This window comes from Cellulomonas timonensis, assembly GCF_900046455.1.
GTDB lineage: Bacteria > Actinomycetota > Actinomycetes > Actinomycetales > Cellulomonadaceae > Cellulomonas_A > Cellulomonas_A timonensis.
In genome coordinates, this window is sequence record NZ_FCOT01000008.1 from 209,324 (window position 1) to 231,704 (window position 22,381).

18 protein-coding genes are annotated in these 22,381 nt (G+C 72.9%); 10 read left to right on the plus strand and 8 right to left on the minus strand.

Going from position 1 to position 22,381, the window contains the following annotated elements:
* Positions 1-25: 25 nt before the first annotated feature.
* Positions 26-841 (minus strand): DNA-formamidopyrimidine glycosylase family protein, encoded by an 816-nt coding sequence (locus BN3788_RS01495; protein WP_066582086.1) that lies wholly within the window; start codon positions 839-841, stop codon positions 26-28.
* A 60-nt stretch (positions 842-901) separates the two neighbouring features.
* Entirely contained in the window at positions 902-5,896 is a 4,995-nt protein-coding gene (locus tag BN3788_RS01500; protein ID WP_066582208.1) for an ATP-dependent helicase, read from the minus strand.
* Positions 5,897-5,976: 80 nt separating this feature from the next.
* On the opposite strand from BN3788_RS01500, the gene BN3788_RS01505 reads away from it, so the two are divergent.
* The 8 genes from BN3788_RS01505 to BN3788_RS01540 all read left to right on the plus strand — a co-directional run bounded on the left by BN3788_RS01505 (position 5,977) and on the right by BN3788_RS01540 (position 15,225).
* Positions 5,977-6,207, plus strand: coding sequence for a DUF3046 domain-containing protein (locus BN3788_RS01505; RefSeq protein ID WP_066582088.1), 231 nt, complete (start codon positions 5,977-5,979; stop codon positions 6,205-6,207).
* The gene (locus tag BN3788_RS01510) at positions 6,204-8,291 is read left to right on the plus strand and encodes an alkaline phosphatase family protein (protein WP_066582089.1); all 2,088 of its coding nucleotides are present in this window, start codon (positions 6,204-6,206) and stop codon (positions 8,289-8,291) included. Before BN3788_RS01505 ends, BN3788_RS01510 begins: the two co-directional genes overlap by 4 nt.
* The gene (locus BN3788_RS01515) at positions 8,288-9,076 is read left to right on the plus strand and encodes an MBL fold metallo-hydrolase (RefSeq protein ID WP_066582091.1); all 789 of its coding nucleotides are present in this window, start codon (positions 8,288-8,290) and stop codon (positions 9,074-9,076) included. The genes BN3788_RS01510 and BN3788_RS01515 overlap by 4 nt, the downstream gene beginning before the upstream one ends.
* Before the next feature lie 231 nt (positions 9,077-9,307).
* Entirely contained in the window at positions 9,308-10,348 is a 1,041-nt protein-coding gene (recA, locus tag BN3788_RS01520; protein ID WP_066582209.1) for a recombinase RecA, read from the plus strand.
* 8 nt (positions 10,349-10,356) lie between these two features.
* Positions 10,357-10,932, plus strand: a complete 576-nt coding sequence (locus BN3788_RS01525; protein WP_066582093.1) for a regulatory protein RecX — start codon at positions 10,357-10,359, stop codon at positions 10,930-10,932.
* A gap of 136 nt (positions 10,933-11,068) precedes the next feature.
* Positions 11,069-12,541 carry a ribonuclease Y gene (gene rny, locus BN3788_RS01530; RefSeq protein ID WP_234346422.1) on the plus strand — a complete coding sequence of 491 codons (1,473 nt, stop codon included), beginning with the start codon at positions 11,069-11,071 and terminating at the stop codon, positions 12,539-12,541.
* 104 nt (positions 12,542-12,645) lie between these two features.
* Positions 12,646-13,422 carry an SDR family oxidoreductase gene (locus BN3788_RS01535; RefSeq protein ID WP_066582210.1) on the plus strand — a complete coding sequence of 259 codons (777 nt, stop codon included), beginning with the start codon at positions 12,646-12,648 and terminating at the stop codon, positions 13,420-13,422.
* Positions 13,423-13,863: 441 nt separating this feature from the next.
* Complete coding sequence (locus tag BN3788_RS01540; RefSeq protein ID WP_066582097.1) at positions 13,864-15,225, plus strand: LamG-like jellyroll fold domain-containing protein; 1,362 nt, start codon at positions 13,864-13,866, stop codon at positions 15,223-15,225.
* A 170-nt stretch (positions 15,226-15,395) separates the two neighbouring features.
* Here BN3788_RS01540 and BN3788_RS01545 read toward each other — a convergent pair whose 3' ends face one another.
* The 4 genes from BN3788_RS01545 to BN3788_RS01560 form a co-directional block, all read right to left on the minus strand.
* Positions 15,396-16,274: an amino acid ABC transporter permease gene (locus tag BN3788_RS01545; protein ID WP_066582099.1), complete on the minus strand. Its 879-nt coding sequence runs from the start codon at positions 16,272-16,274 to the stop codon at positions 15,396-15,398.
* Positions 16,271-16,960 carry an amino acid ABC transporter permease gene (locus tag BN3788_RS01550; RefSeq protein ID WP_066582211.1) on the minus strand — a complete coding sequence of 230 codons (690 nt, stop codon included), beginning with the start codon at positions 16,958-16,960 and terminating at the stop codon, positions 16,271-16,273. The genes BN3788_RS01545 and BN3788_RS01550 overlap by 4 nt, the downstream gene beginning before the upstream one ends.
* Before the next feature lie 110 nt (positions 16,961-17,070).
* Complete coding sequence (locus BN3788_RS01555) at positions 17,071-17,919, minus strand: glutamate ABC transporter substrate-binding protein (protein ID WP_066582212.1); 849 nt, start codon at positions 17,917-17,919, stop codon at positions 17,071-17,073.
* 65 nt (positions 17,920-17,984) lie between these two features.
* The gene (locus BN3788_RS01560; RefSeq protein WP_234346433.1) at positions 17,985-18,713 is read right to left on the minus strand and encodes an amino acid ABC transporter ATP-binding protein; all 729 of its coding nucleotides are present in this window, start codon (positions 18,711-18,713) and stop codon (positions 17,985-17,987) included.
* Between the two features lie 218 nt (positions 18,714-18,931).
* Here BN3788_RS01560 and miaB point away from each other — a divergent pair, with 218 nt between their 5' ends.
* Positions 18,932-20,530 (plus strand): tRNA (N6-isopentenyl adenosine(37)-C2)-methylthiotransferase MiaB, encoded by a 1,599-nt coding sequence (miaB, locus tag BN3788_RS01565; protein ID WP_066582103.1) that lies wholly within the window; start codon positions 18,932-18,934, stop codon positions 20,528-20,530.
* Positions 20,531-20,586: 56 nt separating this feature from the next.
* Here the strand turns inward: miaB and BN3788_RS01570 are convergent, their stop codons facing one another.
* Complete coding sequence (locus BN3788_RS01570) at positions 20,587-21,120, minus strand: type III secretion system chaperone family protein (RefSeq protein WP_234346423.1); 534 nt, start codon at positions 21,118-21,120, stop codon at positions 20,587-20,589.
* A complete protein-coding gene (locus BN3788_RS01575) occupies positions 21,117-21,713 on the minus strand; it encodes a type III secretion system chaperone family protein (protein ID WP_082812482.1) in 597 nt (198 codons plus the stop codon). Before BN3788_RS01575 ends, BN3788_RS01570 begins: the two co-directional genes overlap by 4 nt.
* Before the next feature lie 151 nt (positions 21,714-21,864).
* Here BN3788_RS01575 and BN3788_RS01580 point away from each other — a divergent pair, with 151 nt between their 5' ends.
* Positions 21,865-22,371 carry a type III secretion system chaperone family protein gene (locus BN3788_RS01580; RefSeq protein ID WP_066582104.1) on the plus strand — a complete coding sequence of 169 codons (507 nt, stop codon included), beginning with the start codon at positions 21,865-21,867 and terminating at the stop codon, positions 22,369-22,371.
* Positions 22,372-22,381: the final 10 nt, after the last annotated feature.

A 22,381-nucleotide genomic window follows, 5' to 3' on the forward strand; every position in this document is an offset into this window, starting at 1 on the left:
AACGCCGCGATGACCAGGATCCTGGTCATCGCGGCGTTCGCGTGTCCGGGGCCGGTTGGCAGCGCCGGCACCAGAAGACGGGACGGGTGAACGGCGCCACGCCCGCCTCGCCCACGGCGATCGGGGCGCCGCAGCGGCGGCAGGGCTGGCCCGCGCGCCCGTGCACCAGCGTGGTGGCCCCGCGGGCCCGCTCACCCGTGCTGCCCGGCACGGCGGAGGCGATCGAGCGCTGCATCAGCCGGCGGGCCACGCCGAGCAGCCGGGCGGGGTCCTCCACCTCGTCGGCCGGGGTCCATGGCCAGAGGCCGAGGGCGAAGAGGCTCTCCGCCAGGTAGATCGTGCCGATTCCCGCGGCCACCCGCTGGTCGAGCAGTACCTCGCACACCGGCCGCGGGCCGCTGGCGGCCCACCGGCGCAACGCCTCAGGCAGCCCGTCCTGGGGGAAGTCGTCGGCCAGCACGTCCGGGCCCAGGTGGCCGATCAGGGTGTGCTCGTCGCGCGTGGGCACCACGTCGAGCATCCCGAGGTCCTTGCCCAGGGCCGTCCAGACCTCGTTCCCGAGGAGCGCGCGGACGTCCGGCCGCCTGCCGGACGCCTCGCGCGATCCGGTGCGCTCGATCGACCAGCGGCCCTCCATGCGCAGATGGGTGTGCAGCGTGCGGCCGTCGTCGAGGCGGGTGAGCAGGTGCTTCCCGTAGGGGATGTTGGCCAGCACTGTGCGTCCGGTCAGGTCGACGTCCGCCGCGCTGGGCCAGCGCAACTCGGCCCGGGCCAGCGGTCGCCCGGCGAGCGCCTGGTCGAGCCGCGCAGCGGTGCGGCGGACGATGTCGCCCTCAGGCATCAGCCCCCCGATCGGCCGTGCGCGCTGCCTGGCCCGCGCGCGCCGCGAGCGGTCGCCCGCTCATGCCTGGCCTCGCAGCCGCAGGCCGCGTGGGGTCGGCGCGAAACCCGCGGCGACCAGCGCCCGCCCGACCGGTCCGTCGAGCGTGGCCGACGTGAGCACCTCCGCGCCGTCGATGCGCGCGAGCGTCAGCCGCCCGAGCTGGCCCCGCCCGACGGCCTCGGCGAGCCGTCCGGCGGCGAGCTCCAAGGGCGCAGGGTCGTGCGTGAACGTGAGGACCGTGCGGCCACCGCGCTCGACGTACAGCACGAGCGCGCCGTCCACGAGCACCACGACGGCGCCCGCCTTGCGGCCGGGCCGGTGCCGTCCGCTCGTGGCCACCGGCCCGTCGGCGTCTGGCGGCGGCGGCCAGGCGAGCGCCGCCCCGTACGGGTTGGCGGGGTCCGTGGCCGCCAGCACGACGGCGTAGGGCGGCTCCTCGGCGCGCGCCCCGGGCCGTGAGCCCGCCAGCCCGTCGTCCGCCGCGCGCCGGGCCCGCTCGGTCGAGCGCTCCACGGCGCGCGCGTCCACCCGCAGCCGGTCGACAGCCCCCGGCAGGGCGAACTGCGAGCCGCCCAGATGCTCCACGAAGTACCCGCGGCGCACCTGGCCCGCCTGCTCCAGCGCGGACAGCACCCGGTAGACGCCGCCGAACTGCGCGGTGACGCCCTCGGCTGGGGCCACCGCGCGGGTGAGCACGCCGTGCCGGTCGAGGAGCTGGGCCGCCAGCGCATGCGCGCGCAGGGTGGGGTCGGTCTCACGTGGTGGCAGTAGCGACCAGCGCCCGCCGGTGTCCTGCCCGGGCGCCGCCGCCGATGTCGGGCGGCCCAGGCCATGCCGCAGCCCGAGGCGCGCGCCGGGCGCCAGCGACCGTGGCCGGGCGGGCGACCGTCGCACCCGGTGGGCCGTCGACCCGGCTCCCAGGCGCGCCCGCAGCGGGGCGTAGCGGTCGTTGGTGACGTGCCCGGCCCACACCAGGTCCCAGAGCGCCGTGAGGACCTCGCTCTGCGTCGGCGGGTCGGGGCGCTCTCCCGCGGCCTCGGCGACCTGCGCGAGGAGTCCGCCCAGGAAGAACGCGCCGCCGCCCGACAGCGCCGCCAGGACGGCGCGGTGCACGGGGGTGTCGAGGTGGCCGCCGGGGGCGATCTCGGTGGGCGCGGGCAGGGTGAGGTCCGCCACGGCCGCCGGGTGCAGGCTCACCAGGCCATCGGCCGAGCCGAGCTCGCCGTGGCCGGCCCACAGCACCTCGCCGGCTGCGGTGAGCTCGTCGAGCATCGCGGGCTGGTAGTCGCCGATCCGGGCGGGCAGCACGTGGGTCTCCAACGCCGACGCGGGCACCGTGGCGCCCGCGAGCTGCTCGACGACGCGCGCGAGCCCGTCCACGCCCCGCAGCCCTCCGGCCCGCGAGCCGGCGGAGCCCACCGGCGCCGGCTCGATGCCCTGCCAGCGCGGCAGGAAGACGCCCAAGGTCTGCGGGTCCACCGGCTCCACCTCGGAGCGCAGTGCGGCGAGCGACCGGCGGCGCAGGGTCCGCAGCACGTCGGCGTCGCAGAACTCGTCCCCGGCGCCCCCGAGCACATCGGGCCGCAAGCGGCCTTGCACCAGCGCGCCGGACCGCTCCAGGCGGCGCAGCACCTCCGTGACGACCGCGACGCCGAGGCCGAACCGGTGTGCCACCTGGGTGGCGGGGAAGGGGCCGTGGGTGCGCGCGTGGCGGCGCACCAGGTCGCCCAGCGGATCGGGCCGCACCTCGGTGAACGCCTCGGGCACGCCCACGGGCAGGGCCACCCCGAGCGCGTCGCGCAGGCGCCCGGCGTCCTCGATCGCGGCCCACTGCTCGGTGCGCTCGGCGGGCACCCCGCCCAGCCGCACCCGGATGACGCGCCGGGCGGCCTCCAGCTCGGCCAGCCACCGGCCCACCTCGCCGCGGACGTCCTCGCGCGTGCGGTCCTCGAGCTCCGCGGCGGTCAGGGGCCCCTGCCTCCGCACCATGTCGGCCAGGTCCTCCAAGGACCGCGCCTGCCGGTCCGGGGCGAGGCCCGCCAACTCGGCCTCGGTGCGCTGGACCGCCGCGGGGTCGAGCAGGTCCGCGAGCTGCGACTCCCCGCCGCCGCCCAGCAGCTCGGCCAGCAGCGTCGGGTCCAGGGTCAGCGCGGCGGCGCGTCGCTCGGCGAGGGGCGCGTCGCCGTCGTACAGGAACTGCGCCGTGTACCCGAACAGGAGTGACTGCGCATAGGGCGACGGCGAGGGCGTGGTGACCTCGACGACGCGCAGCCGCCGCGCGGCGACGTCCCGCATCAGGTCGGTCAGCGCCTCGACGTCGAAGTCGTCCTGCAAGCACTCCCGGACGGCCTCGAGCAGGATCGGGAAGTCGGGGTACTGCGCGGCGACGCTCAGCAGCTGCGCGGCGCGCTGCCGCTGCTGCCACAGCGGCTGCCGTCGGTCGGGCCGCCGCCGGGGGAGCAGCAGCGCCCGCGCGGCCGCCTCGCGGAACCGCGCGCCGAACATCGCGGAGCCGCCCAGCTCGGCGCGCACGGCCTGCGCCACGTCGTCGGGGTCGATGAGCAGGTCGGCCAGCTCGATGCCCGGGCCGGCGCCGTCGTCGGGCCATCGGGCGCCCAGGCCGTCCGTGACCGGGATGTCCGAGGTCATCATGTCGGGGAGCCGCAGCACGATGCCGTCGTCGGAGTGCAGCGCGGCGACGTCGACGCCGAACCGCTCGCGCAGGCGCGCGCCGACCACCAACGCCCACGGGGCGTGCACCCGGGCGCCGTACGGCGAGTGCAGCACGATGCGCCAGTCGCCCAGCTCGTCGCGGAACCGCTCGACCACCAGCGTCGTGTCGGTGGGAGCCTCGCCCGTCGCCTCGCGCTGCTCGCGCACGTAGGCGAGCAGGTTGTCCGTGGCCCACGGGTCGAGCCCTGCCGCCTCGACGTGCGCCCGCGCGGCGTCGTCGGGCAGGGACAGCAGCTCGCGGACCCATGCCCCCATCGCCCGGCCCAGCTCGGCGGGCCGCCCGATGGAGTCCCCCTTCCAGAACGGCAGGCGCCCCGGCACCCCGGGGGCGGGGGTGACCAGCACGCGGTCCTGGGTGATGTCCTCGATGCGCCATGTGCTCGACCCGAGGGTGAACGTGTCGCCGACGCGCGACTCGTAGACCATCTCCTCGTCGAGCTCGCCCACCCGCCGCCCGCCGCGCATCCGGCCCGCGGTCCGCTCCGCGTCGGCCGGCACGTCGCTGGTGGTGGCGCCGCTGGCCAGGAACACGCCGTACAGCCCGCGGTCGGGGATCGTGCCGCCGCTGGTCACGGCGAGCCGCAGTGCGCCCGGGCGCGCGGTGAGCAGGTCGCTGGCCCGGTCCCACACGATCCGTGGGCGCAGCTCGGCGAACTCCTCGCTCGGGTACCGCCCGGCGAGCATGTCGAGCACGGCGTGCAGCGTCGCGTCGCCCAGCCCGGCGAACGGGGCGGAGCGGCGCACGACAGCCGCGAGATCGGCCACCGTCCAGTCGTCGACGGCGACCATCGCGACGATCTGCTGCGCGAGCACGTCCAGCGGGTTGGACGGCACCGACAGCGCCTCGAGCTCGCCAGTGCGCATCCGCGCGGCGGTGACGGCCGCGGGCACCAGCTCGCCCCGAAACGTCGGGAAGACGACGCCGTGCGAGATGGCCCCGACCTGGTGCCCTGCGCGACCGACGCGCTGCAGGCCGCTCGCGACGGAGGGCGGTGAGCCCACCTGCACGACGAGGTCCACGGCGCCCATGTCGATGCCCAGCTCGAGCGAGCTGGTGGCGACCACCGCCGGCAGCCGCCCGGCCTTGAGCTCGGACTCGGTGCGGGTGCGCTCGGCCCGGCTCATCGAGCCGTGGTGCGCCCGCGCCAGGATGGTCGACGCGTCGCGGGTGTCGACGCCCACGGCGGTGCCCGACTGCCCGGGAGCCTCGGCGGGCCGCAGCTCCCCGGGATCGGCGACGTCCTCTCCCTGACGCTCGGCCCACACCTCGTTCATGCGGGCCGTGAGGCGCTCCGCCCCGCGCCGGGAGTTGGTGAACACCAGCGTGGAGCGGTGGTCGGCGACGAGGTCGACGACGCGTTCCTCGACATGCGGCCAGATCGACGGGCGCGGCGCGGACCCGGCGGCCGAGCCGGTCAGGTCCGCCTCGCCGGGCGGCAGCGGGGGCAGGGGAGCGCCATCGTCGGACAGCGCGGTGCGGGCGGCCGAGCCCAGGTCGCCGAGGTCCGGCACCGGCACGACGACGTCCACCTCGATCTGCTTCGTCGACGGCGGCTGCACCACGACCACGCGCCGCCCGCCCTCGGCCTGCGGCCGCGAGCCGCCCAGGAAGCCGGCCACCGCGTCCACCGGGCGCACTGTCGCGGACAGCCCGACGCGCTGCGCCGGGCCGGGCCCGCCAGGACGGTCCAGCAGCGCGTCGAGCCGTTCGAGGGACACCGCGAGGTGCGTGCCGCGCTTGGTCCCCGCCACGGCGTGGATCTCGTCGAGGATCACGGTGCGCACCCCCGCGAGTCCCGCGCGCGCCGCCGAGGTGAGCACCAGGAACAACGACTCGGGCGTGGTGATGAGGATGTCCGGGGGGCGCGTGGCGAACGCGCGCCGCTCCGACGGGGGCGTGTCGCCCGTGCGGACCCCAACGGTGACCTCGGGCAGCTCCATGCCGAGCCGCGTCGCCGTCTGCCGGATGCCGACCAGCGGGGAGCGCAGGTTCCGCTCGACGTCCGTCGCCAGCGCCTTGAGGGGCGAGACGTACAGCACGCGGCAGCGCTCGCTCGCCGGGAGGTCCGCCGGGCTGGACGTCAGCAGGTGGTCGAGGGACCACAGGAACGCCGCCAGCGTCTTGCCGGAGCCGGTTGGCGCGACGACCAGCGAGTGGTCGCCCGACGAGATCGCCTGCCAGGCGCCCGCCTGCGCGGGCGTCGGCTCGGCGAAGGCGCCGGTGAACCAGCCGCGGGTGGGCGCGGAGAAGCGCGCGAGCACCTCGGGATGGTCGTCCACGCGGCCATTGTCGCCCGCGCCACCGACACGCGCCGACACCCGCGGCGCGCACGGCCTCCTGGGGATGGCACCCTGGAGTCGTGCGCTTACGCGAGTTCTGGCAGCTGGTCGACGAGGTGCTGGGCTCTGCCCATGGCCGTGCGCTCACCCGTGACCTCGTCATCCCCGAGCTGGGCAACCTGACGCCGGTGCAGGCGCTCGACGACGGTGTGGAGCCGCGCGACGTGTGGCACGCGATGTGCGACGTGCTCGACGTGCCCGAGCCGCAGCGTTGGGGGAGCGCGCGCCAAGCCCCACCGCGTCGCCGATGACTGATCGGCCGAGGGTCCCCGCCCGGACGACGAGCACCGCCCGCAGGTGGGCGCCGACGCTCGCGGACGCGGGGGATGCCGCCCTCGGCCTGGTCACCACCGCTGCTGGGCTGGGCATCGCCATCGCCTTGGTGGACGGGGTCAGTGCTGACAACCCGTTCGCCGTGCTGCTGGTGGCCGCCGCGGTGGCCGTGGGCGACCTGCTCCTGCGCGCGCCCCTGCGGCTGTTCGCCCGCCTCGCCGGCGCCATGGGGGCGCTCGTCGCCGGGCTCGCGGCCCAGGTCGCGGTGCTGTGGCTCGCGCTGCGGCTGGCGCCAGGCGTCGAGCTGGCGTCCGGCTGGTCGGTGGCGCCGGTGCTGCTCCTCACCGCGCTGGTGATGGCCGTCGGCCGGTGGCTCTGGGGAGTCAACGACAGCGAGTACGTGATCGCCGACGTGCTGCGCCGCGCCCGCGCGCAGGCCCGTCGGCGTGGCGCCGAGCCTGGCCCCGCCGACGAGCGGGAGCCCGGGCTGCTCGTCGTGCAGCTGGACGGTGTGGGGGCCACGGTGCTGCAGCAGGCGATCGAGGGCGGGCTGGCCCCGACGCTCGCCCGCTGGATCGACACGGGAAGCCACCAGTCGCGGCAGTGGTGGGCCCGTGTGCCCTCGACCACGCCCGCGAGCCAGGCCGGGCTGCTGCACGGCGACTCCAGCCAGGTGCCGGCCTTCCGCTGGTGGGACCGCGGGCTGGGCCGGATGGTCGTGACCAACAGCCCTGTCGACGCCGGGCTCGTGGAGGAGCGCCTGGCCACCGGCAAAGGGCTCCTCGCCGGCGGCGGCGCGGCGATCTCCACGATGTTCTCGGGCGATGCCGCGTCCACCGAGCTCGTGATGAGCCGTGCCCGCACTGCTGGCCCCGACGGGAGAGGCGCAGGTCTCGGGCCCGGCGCCTCGTACCTGCTCTTCTTCGCGAGCCCGTTCGTCGCTGCCCGCGCCGTGGTCCTCAGCGTCGGCGAGATGGTCAAGGAGCTGTACCAGGCGCGGCGGCAGAAGGTGCGCGGGGTCGAGCCCCGGGTGTCGCGCGCGGGCTGGTACGTGGTGCTGCGCGGAGTGTCGAACGTGCTGCTCCGCGATCTCAACACCTCGCTCGTCGCCCAGCACCTGATGCGCGGCACGCCCACGGTGTTCGTCGACCTGGTCGACTACGACGAGATCGCCCACCACGCCGGCCCGACCCGTCCCGAGGCGCTGCGCGCGCTGGAGGGCCTCGACCGGGTGATCGGCGTGCTCGAGCGCGTGCTGCCCGTGGCACGCCGCGACTATCGCGTGGTGGTGCTCTCCGACCACGGCCAGTCGCTGGGCGCCACGTTCGAGCAGGTCACCGGCCGTAGCCTGCTCGACACGGTCCGGGCGCTGATGGACGAGCCCGACGCGACGGCCGTCCAGGCCGCCACCGGTGAGGCGTGGGGTCCGGTGAACACGCTCCTGACGTCGATGTTCGGGCGGTCGGGGAGCGGCCACCCGGTGGTCCTGGGGCCGGACGCCGGCGGCCATGGCGGACGGGCCGACGTCGCCGTCGCGGCCTCGGGCAACCTCGGCCTGGTGTGGTTCCCGGGGTCCCCCCGCCGGCTCGTGCTCGAAGAGGTGCAGGCGCGCTGGCCGGGCCTGGCCGCCGGGCTCGCGGCGAGCCCGGGCATCGGCGCCGTGGTCGTGGACACCGCGACGCGCGGCCTGGTCGCCGTCGGCCCCCGCGGCCTGGTGCTGCTCGAGCAGGACCACGCCCCTGAGGGCGAGGACCCGCTCGCTCCCATGGGCCCGCGGGCGCGCGCCGACCTGGCCCGCGCCGGACGGCTCGCGCACACCGGGGACCTGCTCCTCGTCTCCCAGGTGGAGCCCACGGGGCACGTGCACGCCTTCGAAGGGCTAGTGGGGTCGCACGGCGGGCTGGGCGGCGAGCAGAACACCGCGGTGCTGGTGCACCCGGCCGAGCTCGAGGTCGACGAGGACCTCGTCGAGGACGTCGGCGGCGAGCCGATGATCGTCGGCTCCGAGAACGTGCACGTCCAGTTGGTGCGCTGGGCCGAGCGGCTGGGGCTGCGGCCATGAGGCCGGAGACCGGCCTGCGGATCACGTGGCTCGGGCACGCCTCCACCGTGCTCGACCTTGACGGCGCCCGGGTGCTGACCGACCCGTTGCTGCGGCGCCATGCGGGCCTGCTGCGCCGGCGGGGCGCCGCGCCGCTGGCGACGCGCTGGGAGGACCCGGACGCGGTGCTGGTCTCCCACCTGCACCACGACCACGCCGAGCTCGGGTCGTTGCGGCTGGTGCGTGACGCGCCGGTGCTCTCCGCGCCGGCGAATGCCGCCTGGTTGCGGCGCCGGGGAGTCCCGGGCGCTCGCGGACTGCCCCCTGGGCGGTGGTGGGAGGCGCCGGGCACCGGTGTCCGGGTCCGGACCACGCGGGCGGTGCACGGCGAGCGCCCGATGCCGCACCGGCCGAACGCGGCGACGGGGTTCCTGGTCTCGGGCCCCTCCGCCACGGTGTGGTTCGCGGGCGACACTGGCCCGTTCCCGGAGATGGCCGACCTGGCCGAGGAGGCGGGCCGGCCGATCGACGTCGCGCTCGTCCCGGTGGGCGGGTGGGGGCCGCGGCTGTCCGGCGGCCACCTCGGCCCGGTGGAGGCCGCGCGGGCGTGCGCGATCGTCGGCGCGTCCTACGCCGTGCCGATCCACTGGGGGACGCTGCACGCGCCAGCCGCGCGAGGGCTGCCCCCGGGATGGATGGAGCGCGCGGGCCGGGCCTTCGCCGTGGCGCTTGAGCGATGGGCGCCCGGCTGCACGGCGCTGGTGCTGGACCCGGGAGGGTCCGTGGACGTCGCGCCGCACGTCTGAGACGGGGTCGACACGCCCGCGCGCGGCGACTTGTCTCGAACAGATGTTCGGCTACGCTGACGTGGTGAGGTCAAGAGCGTCCTCAGGCACGGCGGGCGGTCGCCCATCCCACAGCCTGTGGACAGTGCTCAGTCGCATGTCGGTGGTCGGGCATAGCGTCTCTCGCAGTCGACAGACCAGCCCCTATGACGAGCAGCGCGACGCTGCCTGAGACAACAAGGTGTGACGAAGATGGCAGCTCCCCAGGACCGCGCGAAGGCTCTCGAGGCCGCGCTCGGACAGATCGACCGGCAGTTCGGCAAGGGCTCGATCATGCGCCTTGGCGATGACGGCCGCGCCCCCGTCGAGGTGATCCCCACGGGGTCGATCGCCCTCGACATCGCGCTCGGCATCGGCGGCCTCCCGCGCGGCCGCGTGGTCGAGATCTACGGCCCCGAGTCCTCCGGCAAGACGACAGTGGCGCTGCACGCCGTGGCGAACGCCCAGCGCGCCGGCGGCATCGCGGCGTTCATCGACGCCGAGCACGCGCTGGACCCGGAGTACGCCAAGAAGCTCGGCGTCGACACCGACGCCCTGCTGGTCTCCCAGCCCGACACCGGCGAGCAGGCGCTCGAGATCATGGACATGCTGATCCGCTCCGGCGCGATCGACATCGTGGTCATCGACTCCGTCGCCGCGCTCGTGCCCAAGGCCGAGATCGAGGGCGAGATGGGGGACAGCCACGTCGGCCTCCAGGCCCGGCTCATGTCCCAGGCGCTGCGCAAGATCACCGGCGCCCTCAACGCCTCCGGCACCACGGCGATCTTCATCAACCAGCTCCGCGAGAAGATCGGCGTGTTCTTCGGGTCTCCCGAGACCACCACGGGTGGCAAGGCGTTGAAGTTCTACGCCTCGGTGCGCCTCGACATCCGGCGCATCGAGACCCTCAAGGAGGGCACCGACGCCGTCGGCAACCGCACGCGCGTCAAGGTCGTCAAGAACAAGATGGCGCCGCCGTTCAAGCAGGCCGAGTTCGACATCATGTACGGCGTCGGCATCTCCCGTGAGGGCAGCCTGATCGACATGGGCGTCGAGCACGGCATCGTGCGCAAGTCCGGCTCCTGGTTCACCTATGAGGGCGACCAGCTCGGCCAGGGCAAGGAGAACTCGCGGGCGTTCCTGCGCGACAACCCCGACCTGGCCCAGGAGATCGAGAAGAAGATCAAGGAGAAGCTGGGCATCGGGGCGGTCGTCGACGCGCCCGCCGAGCCCGGTGGCAAGCCCGGCTTCTGAGGTCGGACATGGCGGGGCGACGACACCGTGGGGCGGGGGGCCAGGAGCCCCCCGCCCCGGGGCCCGCCTCTGAGGACGCCGAGCCCGACCACGAGCAGGTCGCGCGGGCGATCGCGCTGCGACTGCTCACACACTCGGCGCGCAGCAGGGCGCAGCTCGCCGGGGCGATGGCCGCCAGGGACGTGCCCGCCGAGGTCGCCGACGCGGTGCTCGACAGGTTCACCGAGGTCGGGCTCATCGACGACGAGGAGTACGCGCGCATGCTCGTGCGGACGCGCCATGCCGAACGGGGCCTGTCGCGGCGCGCGATCGGCGTCGAGCTCCGCCGCCGTGGCATCGACGACGAGGTCGCGGCATCAGCCCTCGACGAGGTGGACGACGAGCAAGAAGCCCAGGCGGCCCGGTCGCTTGTGCGACGGCGCCTCGCGTCGACGCGAGGACTCGACCCCCAAGTGCGCGCTCGCCGGACCTTCGCCGCCCTGGGGCGCAAGGGATACCCGCCCGGCCTCGTCAGCAGGCTCGTCCGGGAGGAGCTCGCCACGGAGGGCGCCGACGTCGAGGACGACGACCTGCCCGCCGACTGACCGGCACGCTCGCACGACGCCGGGCGCATATCGAGGAGTGGGCGACTGACCAGCAGCGTCGTCCCGTGGGGGACAATGGCTGCTGACTGGTCGACAACCACCGTGGATGCCGAGACCCGGCCACACAGTCCTGGAGGTGCCCGTGCCGTTCGGTGAGATCGGGATCGTCGTCGCGCTGCTGATCGTGTGCCTCGTCGCGCTCATGCTCGTGCTGATCGCGCGCCGTGAGGCGGCAGCACAGCGTGAGCAGGCCACGCTCGACGTCGCCGAGATCAAGAACGAGGCACGTGCCCTCCTCGCCGACGCCGAGCGTCGCACCGCGCGTCTGAGCGAGCGCGAGGACGAGCTCGCCGCCGAGCGGCGCGCGCTCAAGGAGGTCGAGCGCGAGCTGCAGGCGCGGGCGGCTGAGGTCGCGGCCCTGCAGGAGCGGGCCGCGCAGCAGACGTCGGCCGCGGAGCAGCAGGCGCGAGAGCTGCTCGAGGCCTCCGCCGGGCTCACCACCGACGAGGCGCGCGCCGAGCTTGTGCGCCGGACCGTGGATGCCGCCACCAACGAGGCCGCAGCGCAGGTCCGGCGCGCCGAGGCGCATGCCCGGCGCACCGCCGAGGCCAAGGCGAAGCGCATTGTCGCCACAGCCGTGCAACGGGCCGCCGTGGCCACCAGTGCCCAGTCGTCGATCACCGTGCTGAGGCTCCCCTCCGAGGAGATGAAGGGCCGCATCATCGGCAAGGAAGGGCGCAACATCCGCACCTTCGAGGCGCTCACCGGCGTCAACGTGCTGATCGACGACACCCCCGACTCCGTCGTCCTGTCCTGCTTCGACCCCGAGCGCCGGGAGATCGCGCAGGTGGCTCTCGAGTCCCTCATGGCCGACGGCCGCATCCACCCGCAGCGCATCGAGGCCGCCTACGCCGAGGCCGTCGCGTCCGCCGACGAGCGGACCCTCGCCGCAGGCCACGACGCCGCCGAGCGCGCGGGAGTGAGCGGGCTGCCCACCGAGCTCGTGAGCACCATGGGGCGGCTGCGGCTGCGGACGTCCTACGGGCAGAACGTGCTCGAGCACCTCGTCGAGAGCGCGCTCATCGCCGGCGCCATCGCCGCGGAGGTGGGCGCCGACATCGCCACCGCGCGGCGCGCCGCGTTCCTGCACGACATCGGCAAGGCGCTCACCGCCGAGCAGTCCGGCGCCCACGCCGCGCTCGGAGCCGAGCTCGCCCGCCGGCACGGCGAGTCTCCCGCTGTGGTCAACGCCATCGCCGCCCACCATGACGACGTCCCCGTGGAGACCGTCGAGGGCGTGCTCGTGCAGGCAGCGGACGCCGCCTCCGCCGCGCGCCCGGGGGCGCGCCGGGAGGAGCTCGACCAGTACGTCGAGCGCATGGACAAGCTCGAGCAGCTCGTCACCGCGCACGCCGGCGTCCGGCGCGCGCTCGCCATGTCCGCGGGCCGCGAGGTGCGCGTCGTGGTCGAGCCCTCCGAGGTCGACGACTACGCACTGCCCCAGCTCGCCGTCGCCATCGCCAAGCACATCGAGGCCGATCTGGCTTACCCCGGCGAGATCAAGGTGACAGTCGTCCGCGAGATCAGGGCCAGCGCCACCGCTGGTTGAGTGATGCGCTGACAAACAGATGGCGCTCTGGGGCGCTGGCCGGTCACGATCCTCCTGTGGATGAGCCCCTGACGCCTGACTCGCCGACGCCTACGCGCGGCGCCGTGACTTACGACTTCCGAGGTCGCGTGTTCCTGGTGACGGGTGTGTCACGTCGCCAGGGGATCGGCGCTGCCATCGCCCGTCAGCTCGCAGCGGCCGGCGCGGACCTGGTGCTCCACTCCTGGGCGCCACACGACGTGGAACGCCCGGGGCTCGCGGACCCCGACGGCGCCGCTGCCGTCGCCGCCGAGTGCGAACGCCTTGGTGCGAGAGTCAGGCGCGTCTCGGCGGACCTCGCCGATCCGTCAGCGCCCTCCCAGGTGATGGCGCAGGCGGTGCGCGAGCACGGCCACGTGGATGGCGTGGTGGCCAACCACGCGCGCGACGGCGGCGGGACGCTCGAGACGATCGACGCAGCCGAGCTCGACCTGTGCTTCGCCGTCAACGCCCGCGCGACAGCGCTGCTCGTCAAGGAGTTCGCCGCGCAGCACGACGGCAGGCCCGGCGGGCGGGCAGTGCTGTTCACCTCAGGGCAGCATCACGGCGGGATGCCCGGCGAACTCCCGTATGTCATCTCCAAGGGCGCCGTCCAGCAGATGACGGCGAGCCTGGCAGTCCACCTGGCGCCACGCGGCATCACCGTCAACTGCGTCAACCCGGGGCCCACCGACACCGGCTGGGCGGACGACGCCCAGAAGCGCTGGGTGCGGGAGCGAATGCCGCAGGGCCGATGGGGGACTCCGGAGGACGCGGCGCGGCTCGTCACGTGGCTGCTCTCCGATGACGGGCAGTGGGTGTGTGGGCAGACCCTCGACTCCGAGGGCGGGTTCGGGCGCTGACGAGGAGCCGGCCCCGGTGGTCACGCTTCACAGTGACTGAGTCACCGTTCACCCTAACGGCGGATGTGGCATTCCGGGCGCACACCTACTTTGCTCCCAGGTTCCACACAGCAACGCCTCAGGCCTTGCTCAGGCGCCGCGGGGGGTGACGAGGCTCTCCGCTCGATGGTGAATGGCACGCGAGTCGTTCACCCGTACGGTCGGGAGCATTCGATGGTTCACCTCGGATCGGACAAGCTCAGGCGAGTAGCCCTCACCGCGATCCTGGCCTTGGGGTGGGCCGCGGTCGCCCCCACCGCCTGGGCCTCGCCGGGGGCGACGGGGCAGCCGACAGGCCCAGGTTCAGAGGCGTCCGCACGCGCGACCGTCGCCCATCAACCCAACCCACGCGCGCACTCGAAGCCCCACTGGGCCCGGCACCGGCACCACCCGCGGCCGCCCGTGATCAACCGTGCCCCACTCGCCCCCACGAACGTGCAGTTCAGCAACCCGTACGCGCCGTGCGCCAGCGGCCCCGACCGCCCCGCCGTGCGCAGCGCCACCCCGGCAGTCAACGCCGCCGTGAGTGATCCCGATGGTGGCAACGTCGCAGCCGAAGTCACCGTCTACGGCGTCGACACCGCCAGTCCAGTCCTCTGGCACGCGACGACCCTGGGCCAGGGCTCTGGCGCCTCGCACCACGTGACTCTCGGTGGCCTCAGCGATGGAGGCTCGTATCGCATCGAGGTCAAGGGAGTCGACTCCTCGGGCCGGACGGGGCCGGCGGTCACCTGTGAGATCGACGTCGACCTGGTGTCGCCTGCCGCGCCCACAGTCATTCCCGTGACCGGGACGTCGCAGCCCGTGTACGCAGCAGACACAACGGCTGGGGGTGTGGGCCAGACCGGCTCTTTCACCTTCATGAATGGCGGCTCATCCGACGTCACGCACTATCGCTACTCGTTCAACAGTTTTGCTCTGAGCCACGTGGCGACACCAGAATCGCCCACGATCACCTTCACCCCCACCTCTCCGGGACCGCAGACCCTCGAGTACCAGGCCGTTGACCGGGCGGGATGGACGAGCGACGTGCAGGTGCACAGATTCAGCGTCGGATTCCCGGCCACGATCGCCTGGAAGCTGAACGAGGTTGCGGGTGAGACCGCTGCGAGCAGTGGCCCCGCGGGCGACGTGTACCCCCTGACGGTGAGCGCTTCGATCGCGCGCGGGAACGGTCCACTGGCTGATTTCGACGTCGATAGCAATGACCTTGCGCTCGTGTTCGCCTCACCCGAGGACACAGCGCGAACGACGGGGGCCGTGACGTCCACCAAGGCCAGCTTCTCCGTCTCCGCCGTCGTGAAGGCGAACACCTCAGGCGTCATGACCGCAGTCAGCCAGGACGGCGCCACGAGGAGTGGGTTCGAACTCGGCACACGTCCCTGCGCAAGCGGTGACGCGGTGTGCTGGGCGTTCGCGATGCCCGAGTCAGACTCCCCGGACTCGGCAGTGTCCACAGTCGTCTCGCAGACCGTGGTGGAGCCCGGCAAGTGGGCACTGCTCGCCGGAGTGCACGACTCGACCGCAGGCGCCCTCCGGCTCTGGGTGTGCACGATCGGTGAGGACGAGAACGACATGGTGCCGTACCGCTCGGCCGACGTGGCATTGAGTGCCGGGTGGGACGCCGCTGGGCCCCTGCAGCTCGGGAGGGGGCAAGACGGTGGAGCGGCGATGTGGTCGGGCTCGATCAGCGACCTCAAGGTCGCGAATGGGGTCATCACCGATGCGACGGTCAGGCGCGCCTGCAGCTCAGGCACAGCGTGACAGGTTATTGAGGCTGCCGGAGGGCGCGACTGTGATGTCCATGTTCAATTCGAACTGCGTGCCGTGAGGATGGCCCGACGCGGTGCCGTGCTCGGGGTCGTGGGCGGGCGTGACAGCGTGGGCGTCGGGATTGTTCTCCACACACATGAGAGACGACGTGTCGCTCTGCCTTACGGAAGCTGTGTCCCCTTCGTCGCCGCGATCATGCTCGGCGCCTCGGCCTTCGCCCGCCCGCTGGTCCGCCGTCCGAGCCGCTGCCCGATCCACGGCGCGAGTTTCGTCAGCGCGTAGTTGATGACGATGAAGATCAGGGCGGCGACGGCCAGCGCCTGGAGGATGTTGCCGTTGGCGCTGCCGAGCGCGCGGGCCTCTTGGAGGAGTTCTCGGTAGGTGATGATGTAGCCGAGCGCTGTGTCTTTGAGGATGACGACGAGTTGGCTGACCAGCGCGGGGAGCATCGCGATGAGGGCCTGGGGGACCTCGACGGAGCGCAGTGATTGCGAGCGGGTGAGCCCGACGGCGAGGGCGGCTTCGCGTTGGCCGCGGGGGAGTCCGAAGACGCCGGAGCGGACGAGCTCGGCGAACACGGAGCCGTTGTAGAGGATCAGCGCGGCGACGACGGCGACGAGGGGGTACTCGCTGGGTTCGACCAGGTTGACTTGGCTGAGGCCGAGCCAGATGAAGATCATCATGAGCAGCACCGGGACGGCGCGGAAGAACTCGACGACGATCCCGCTGATGCTCCGGATGACACGGGACTGCGCGAGGCGCCCGAGGCCGAACAGCAGGCCGAACACCGCGGACCCGATGATGGCGAGACCGGCGGCCTTCAGTGTGTTGACGAGGCCCGGGAGCAGGAAGTTCTGCCACGCGCTGGCCGTCAGGAACGGCGTCCACAGGGAGGGCGCGAGCTGCCCCTTGGCGCCGAGCTTCGCGAGGACGAGCGCGGCGATGCCGGCCACGACGAGCCCGGACGCGATGTTCAGCCACATCATGCGGCGGCGGGTGCGAGGGCCGGGGGCGTCGAACAGGACGCTTTGGGTGCTCATCGGGTTACCGCCAGTCGCCGGGAGAGGGATGTGGTGGCCAGGCCGATCGGGATGACGATGACGACGAACCCCAGGGCGAAGGTGAAGAAGATCGCGAAGATGACGTCGGACCGGAACTCGATCATCGTCTTCATGAGCCCGGCGGCCTCGGCGACGGAGCCTGCGGCGGCGACGGTGGAGTTCTTCGCGAGGGCGATGAGCGTGTTGCCGAGCGGGGCGACGGCGCCCCGGAACGCCTGCGGCAGGATGATCAGCCGCGCTGTCGGCAGGAACCCGAGCCCGATGGCGCGCGCGGCCTCCGCCTGCCCGATCGGCACGGTGTTGACCCCGGAGCGGAGCGCCTCGCACACGAAGGCGGCGTGGTAGACGGCCAGGCCGAGCACCGCCAGCCGGAAGAAGTTCTCGTTGAAGTCGCTGGAGAGCACGACGCCGAGCTGGCTCCAGAGCCCGAGCACGCAGAACACGATGATGATCGTCAGGGGCGTGTTGCGGAAGACGTTGACGTAGGTGGTGCCGGCCCAGCGCAGGCTCGGCAGGGGCGAGATCCGCATCACGGCCAGCACCGTGCCGATCACCAGGGCGATGATCGCCGCGAAGAAGGTGAGCTTGATGTTGACCCAGAACGCGGCGGGGACGTCGTACTGGGAGAACAGGGAGAGGAACTGGCTCAGGTAGTCGCCGTCCAGCGGTCTCACCTCCTCGGGGGGTGGGGGTAGGCGGACTCAGTGCGGGAGCGTGCTGCGCCCGTGACGGGGCCGGCCGGTGCGACCGTCCCCGTCACGGGCTCGTGCGAGGGTCAGGCGCAGGCCTGGACCTCCGGCGGGTTGAGCTCCTGGTTGGCCTGGTAACCGGACTCGCCGACGTTCTTGTCGAGGAGCTCCTGCCAGGTGCCGTCCTCGATCATCGCGGTGATGGCGTCGTTGATCTGCTGGCAGGTGCTGTTGTCCTGGGGGAGGCCCACGCCGTAGTTCTCCTCGGAGAACGGGTTGCCGACCACCTTCACCTTGCCGACGTTGCTGGGCTGGGCGGCCAGGCCGGCGAGGATGATGTCGTCGGTGGTGACCGCGTCGACCGCGCCGGCGGTGAGCGCCGTGACGCACTCGGCGTACCCGGGCTGCTCGAGCAGGTTCACGCCGGTGGCGTAGGTGTCCTTGATGCGCTGCGCCGACGTGGAGCCCGTCACGGAGCAGAGGTTCTTGCCCTCGAGGTCCTCGGGCCCGCTGATCGAGTCGTCGTCCTGTGCCACGAGCAGGTCCTGCCCGGCGACGAAGTACGGCCCGGCGAACGCGACAGTCTCCTTGCGGGCGTCGGTGATCGAGTAGGTCGCGAAGATCATGTCGACCTGGCCGGTGGACAGCAGGTTCTCGCGCTGGGCCGAGGGCGCCTCCACCCAGGTGATCTGGTCCTCCGAGTAACCAAGCGCCTCCGCGACGTTGCGGGCGACGTCGACGTCGAAGCCGGAGTACTCGTTGCCGTCCTTGAAGCCGAGTCCGGGCTGGTCGTACTTGATGCCGATCCGGACTGTCCCGCCTCCGCCGTCGGTCGCGGTGGCCGAGTCGCCTGAGTCGTCGTCGCTTCCGCCACAGGCGGTGAGCAGGAGGGCGGTCGCGGCGATCGCCGCCACCCCCAGGGGTCGTCTGCGCATCATTCGTTCCTCTCGTTGCGTGGCACCACGGGGTCGTGAGGTCAGGTGCGGGCAGGGCCCGGGATCTAGTGCGTGAGGATCTTCGATAGGAAGTCGCGGGCCCGGTCGGACCGGGGCGCGGTGAAGAACGTCTCGGGCGTCGCCTCCTCGACGATCTGTCCGCCGTCCATGAACACCACGCGGTGCGCCGCCTTGCGGGCGAAGCCCATCTCGTGGGTGACGACGATCATCGTCATGCCCTCGCGGGCGAGCGCGACCATGACGTCGAGGACCTCGTTGATCATCTCCGGGTCGAGGGCCGACGTCGGCTCGTCGAAGAGCATGACCTTCGGGTTCATCGCCAGCGCTCGGGCGATCGCGACGCGCTGCTGCTGTCCGCCGGAGAGCTGCGCGGGCAGCTTGTCGGCCTGGTCCGCCACGCCGACCCGCTCGAGCAGCGCCATCGCCTGCTCGCGGGCCTGCGCGGGCTTCGTGCCCTTGGCCTTGATCGGGCCCAGGGTGACGTTCTCCAGCACCGTCTTGTGCGCGAACAGGTTGAAGGACTGGAACACCATCCCCACGTCGGCGCGCAGCCTCGCGAGCTCGCGTCCCTCGGCGGGCAACGGCGCCCCGTCGATGGTGATCGTGCCGGAGTCGATCGTCTCGAGCCGATTGATGGTGCGGCACAGCGTGGACTTCCCGCTGCCCGACGGCCCGATGACGACCACCACCTCGCCGCGGCTGACGGTCAGGTCGATGCCCTGCAACACGTGCAAGTCGCCGAAGTGCTTGTCGACGCCGGTGAGCACCACCAGCGGGTCGCCGATGGGGCGCGACGCGTCAGCGGGGACGTCCGAGCTGTCCGGTAAGGCATCGACTGGGGTTTGCTCTGCCATTCGTCGAACTTAGGGGTCATATGTTGCGAGTGCTACCGCTGTAGGTCACGTCCCGGCAACGTTCTGGACATCTGACCCTCATTGCGACGCCGCAGGTGGCGCGGTTGCCCCGTGTGCGCGGCCTTACCCTGGAGGGGATGTCCACGACCACGCCTTCTCGCACCGGCGCCCCCGACGCCGACGTGCGCCGCACGTATCTCGTCAAGACGCTCGGCTGCCAGATGAACGTCCACGACTCCGAGCACATGGCCGGCATGCTCGAGCAGGCCGGCTACGTCGCGGCGTCCCCGCAGGACGCCGCCGCCGAGGCCGCCGACATCATCGTCATCAACACCTGCGCGGTGCGCGAGAACGCGTCCGACAAGCTCTACGGCAATCTGGGCCGGCTCGCCGGCGCCAAGCGGTCGCGGCCGGGCATGCAGATCGCCGTGGGCGGCTGCCTGGCCCAGAAGGACCGCGCGGGAATCGTCGAGCGCGCGCCCTGGGTGGACGTGGTCTTCGGCACGCACAACCTCGACGCCCTGCCGGTGCTGTTGGAGCGCGCCCGGCACAACCAGCGCGCCGAGGTGGAGATCGCCGAGTCGCTGCAAGTCTTCCCCTCGACACTGCCCACCCGGCGCGAGTCGGTGTACGCGGGCTGGGTGTCGATCAGCGTCGGCTGCAACAACACGTGCACGTTCTGCATCGTGCCGCACCTGCGCGGCAAGGAGCGCGACCGTCGGCCGGGGGAGATCCTCGCCGAGGTCGAGGCGCTCGTGGCGCAGGGCGCCGTCGAGGTCACGCTGCTCGGCCAGAACGTGAACTCCTACGGCGTCGAGTTCGGCGACCGGGGCGCGTTCGCGAAGCTGCTGCGGGCCGCCGGCGCGATCGAGGGCCTGGAACGGCTGCGCTTCACGTCCCCGCACCCGGCCGCGTTCACCGACGACGTGATCGCGGCGATGACCGAGACCCCCACGGTGATGCCGCAGCTGCACATGCCGCTGCAGTCCGGCTCCGACCGGGTGCTGCGCGCCATGCGCCGCTCGTACCGCTCGGAGAAGTTCCTGGGCATCCTGGACCGGGTGCGGGCCGCGATGCCCGACGCGGCGATCACCACCGACATCATCGTGGGCTTCCCCGGCGAGACCGAGGAGGACTTCGCCGAGACGCTGCGCGTCGTCGAGGCGGCGCGCTTCGCGTCGGCCTTCACGTTCCAGTACTCCCAGCGCCCCGGGACCCCGGCCGCCGACCTGCCCGACCAGCTCTCCAAGGAGGTCGTGCAGGAGCGGTACGAGCGCCTGGTCGACCTGCAGGACCGCATCGCGCTGGAGGAGAGCCAGGCGCAGGTGGGCCGCACCGTCGAGGTGCTGGTCGCCGAGGCGGAGGGCCGCAAGGACGGGGCGACGCACCGCGTGACCGGGCGGGCGGCCGACAACCGCCTCGTGCACCTCGCGTTGCCGCCGGGCCTGTCCGCCGACGACGCGCCCCGTCCGGGCGACCTCGTGACGGTGACCGTGACCCGGGCCGCGCCGTACCACCTCGTTGCCGACTCCGCGCTGGACGCCGAGCCCCGCTTCGCCGTCCGGCGCACGCGCGCCGGGGACGCCTGGGCCGCGCGCGCATCCGGCCAGGAGCCGGAGCATGGCGGCTCGGGCGCCGGCGGATGCGGCACAGGGGGCACTGGGCCCACGGGTCCGGTGACGCTGGGCCTGCCGACACTGGGCCTGCCGACACTGGGCGCCCCGACGAGGGCCTGACAGCGCGCCGACTCCGTACGCCTCCCTGAGGAGGCGCAGCTCGTCGAGCCCGCAGGTCAGTCGTTCGGCGCCCCCGGCGGCGGCGCGTCGTCGAGCGGGATCAGCGCGTCCAGCGCCGAGAACATCTGCACCCCGGTGCCGAGCCCGCACGCCACGAGCTGGGCGACCTGCAGGTCGGTGGCGCCCTGCTCCAGGTCGGCGGAGACCTCGCTGTACAGCGCGAGCAGGCCGTCCTCCTCGCGGACGTAGACCTTCGGCCAGATCCGCTCGCGGTTCCAGTCGTTGATCGCCAGCGCGACGGCCTTGCGGCGTTCGAGGGGGAGCTGGCGCTGCCAGCGGCCCCGCACCTGGAGGATCTCCTCGTGCTCGCCGAGCAGCAGGAACCAGAACCGGTTGCCGTCCCAGGTGCCGGTCAGGTCGCCGTCGTCGTCCACCAGGAACTGGTAGCCGCGCCCGCGCAGGTAGTCGCCCACGCGCGCCCGGGTCAGCGGGGTGGGGACCTCCACGTCGGAGCGGGAGGTGTGGCGCTTGGCGGGGGAGCGCGTCCCCAGCACCCGCGAGATCCACGCGCTCAGCGGGCGTGCGCTCACGGCGCCACCCCCGCGGGGTCCGGGTACAGCTCGTCGATCGCGTCGAAGAACATGCTGCCGGTGCTCAGGCCGCAGAACAGCAGCTGGTTGAGCTGGTCGTCGGTGACCCCGTGCTCGAGGTCGGTGGCGACCTCGGTGATGACGTGGACCATGCCGTTGTCCCGCACCCGCACGTAGGCCTTGGGCCAGATGCGGTCGGCGTTCCACTCGTTGCAGGCGTCCAGCACCTCCTCGAGGCGCTCGATCGCCACCTCGCGGTTCCACTGGCCGCGCACCTGCAAGATCTCCGACTCCTCGCCGAACAGGAAGAAGTAGAAGAGCCGTCCGCGCCACAGGCCGCCAAGGTCGCCGTCGCTGTCGACGAAGTAGCTGAAGTCGTTGCGGACGAACCACTGGGCGATGCGCTCGGTCGTCACAGGTGTGGGGGTGTCGATCACTTGCGCGCCGAGCTCGCGTGCGAGGAGGTCGGTCACCTGGTCGTGCAGTGCGGCGTGCTCGGCTATCTCGTCGGCGCCACCATCGGGCTCGCGCCGGCCGCTCTCCGGCGGTAGCCCGAGCCACCGGCTGAGCCGACGGTCCCGGAAGAAACCCATGCCGAAACCCTACCCGTGCTGGGAAGGGGTTCCGCCAGCCCGCGCCCACCGACGCGCGCGGGACGTACGGCATGACCGCCGCCGCCGGTTCGGGCTACCCTCGGTCGGCAGCGCGCCCCCGCGCGATTTACGAGACACGAGGTCGTTTGTCATGGGTTTCTTCAGCAGGCCGGACGTGGATGCCGCGGCATCCGGGCTCGAACCGTTGAGCCACCAGCGCATCATCGAGCGGCTCGAGGCGAAGGGCTTCACCTACGGCGTCGACGACGACGGGGACATCGGCGGCCGGTGGGACGACCACGCGTTCTACTTCTTCCTGCTTGGCCGCGACTCCGAGTACCTGCAGGTGCGGGGCCGCTGGGCCCGTGAGGTCGCGCCGAGCGAGATCGACGCGCTCACGGCCGAGGTCAACGCCTGGAACCTCGACAAGCTGTGGCCCAAGGTCTACGTGCGCGCCGAGGGCGACCGTATCGGGGTCTACTCCGAGCACACCGTCGACTACGAGCACGGGGTCAGCGACAGCCAGCTGGAGCTGCACATGGCCTGCGGCATCAGCACCGCGCTGCAGTTCTTCGCGCACCTCGACTCGCTCTACCCGCAGGCAGTGGCCGACGCCCGCGCACAGCTCGCCGGGCAGGCCGCGGCCCCGACCGCGTAGGCGCCCGGAT

Coding starts and splice junctions, on each gene's coding strand:
- BN3788_RS01495 (WP_066582086.1), bottom strand. CDS start 841: ATGCCTGAGGGCGACATCGTCCGCCGCACCGCTGCGCGGCTCGACCAG.
- BN3788_RS01510 (WP_066582089.1), top strand. CDS start 6,204: ATGACTGATCGGCCGAGGGTCCCCGCCCGGACGACGAGCACCGCCCGC.
- BN3788_RS01515 (WP_066582091.1), top strand. CDS start 8,288: ATGAGGCCGGAGACCGGCCTGCGGATCACGTGGCTCGGGCACGCCTCC.
- recA (WP_066582209.1), top strand. CDS start 9,308: ATGGCAGCTCCCCAGGACCGCGCGAAGGCTCTCGAGGCCGCGCTCGGA.
- BN3788_RS01525 (WP_066582093.1), top strand. CDS start 10,357: ATGGCGGGGCGACGACACCGTGGGGCGGGGGGCCAGGAGCCCCCCGCC.
- BN3788_RS01545 (WP_066582099.1), bottom strand. CDS start 16,274: ATGAGCACCCAAAGCGTCCTGTTCGACGCCCCCGGCCCTCGCACCCGC.
- BN3788_RS01555 (WP_066582212.1), bottom strand. CDS start 17,919: ATGCGCAGACGACCCCTGGGGGTGGCGGCGATCGCCGCGACCGCCCTC.
- miaB (WP_066582103.1), top strand. CDS start 18,932: ATGTCCACGACCACGCCTTCTCGCACCGGCGCCCCCGACGCCGACGTG.
- BN3788_RS01575 (WP_082812482.1), bottom strand. CDS start 21,713: ATGGGTTTCTTCCGGGACCGTCGGCTCAGCCGGTGGCTCGGGCTACCG.
- BN3788_RS01580 (WP_066582104.1), top strand. CDS start 21,865: ATGGGTTTCTTCAGCAGGCCGGACGTGGATGCCGCGGCATCCGGGCTC.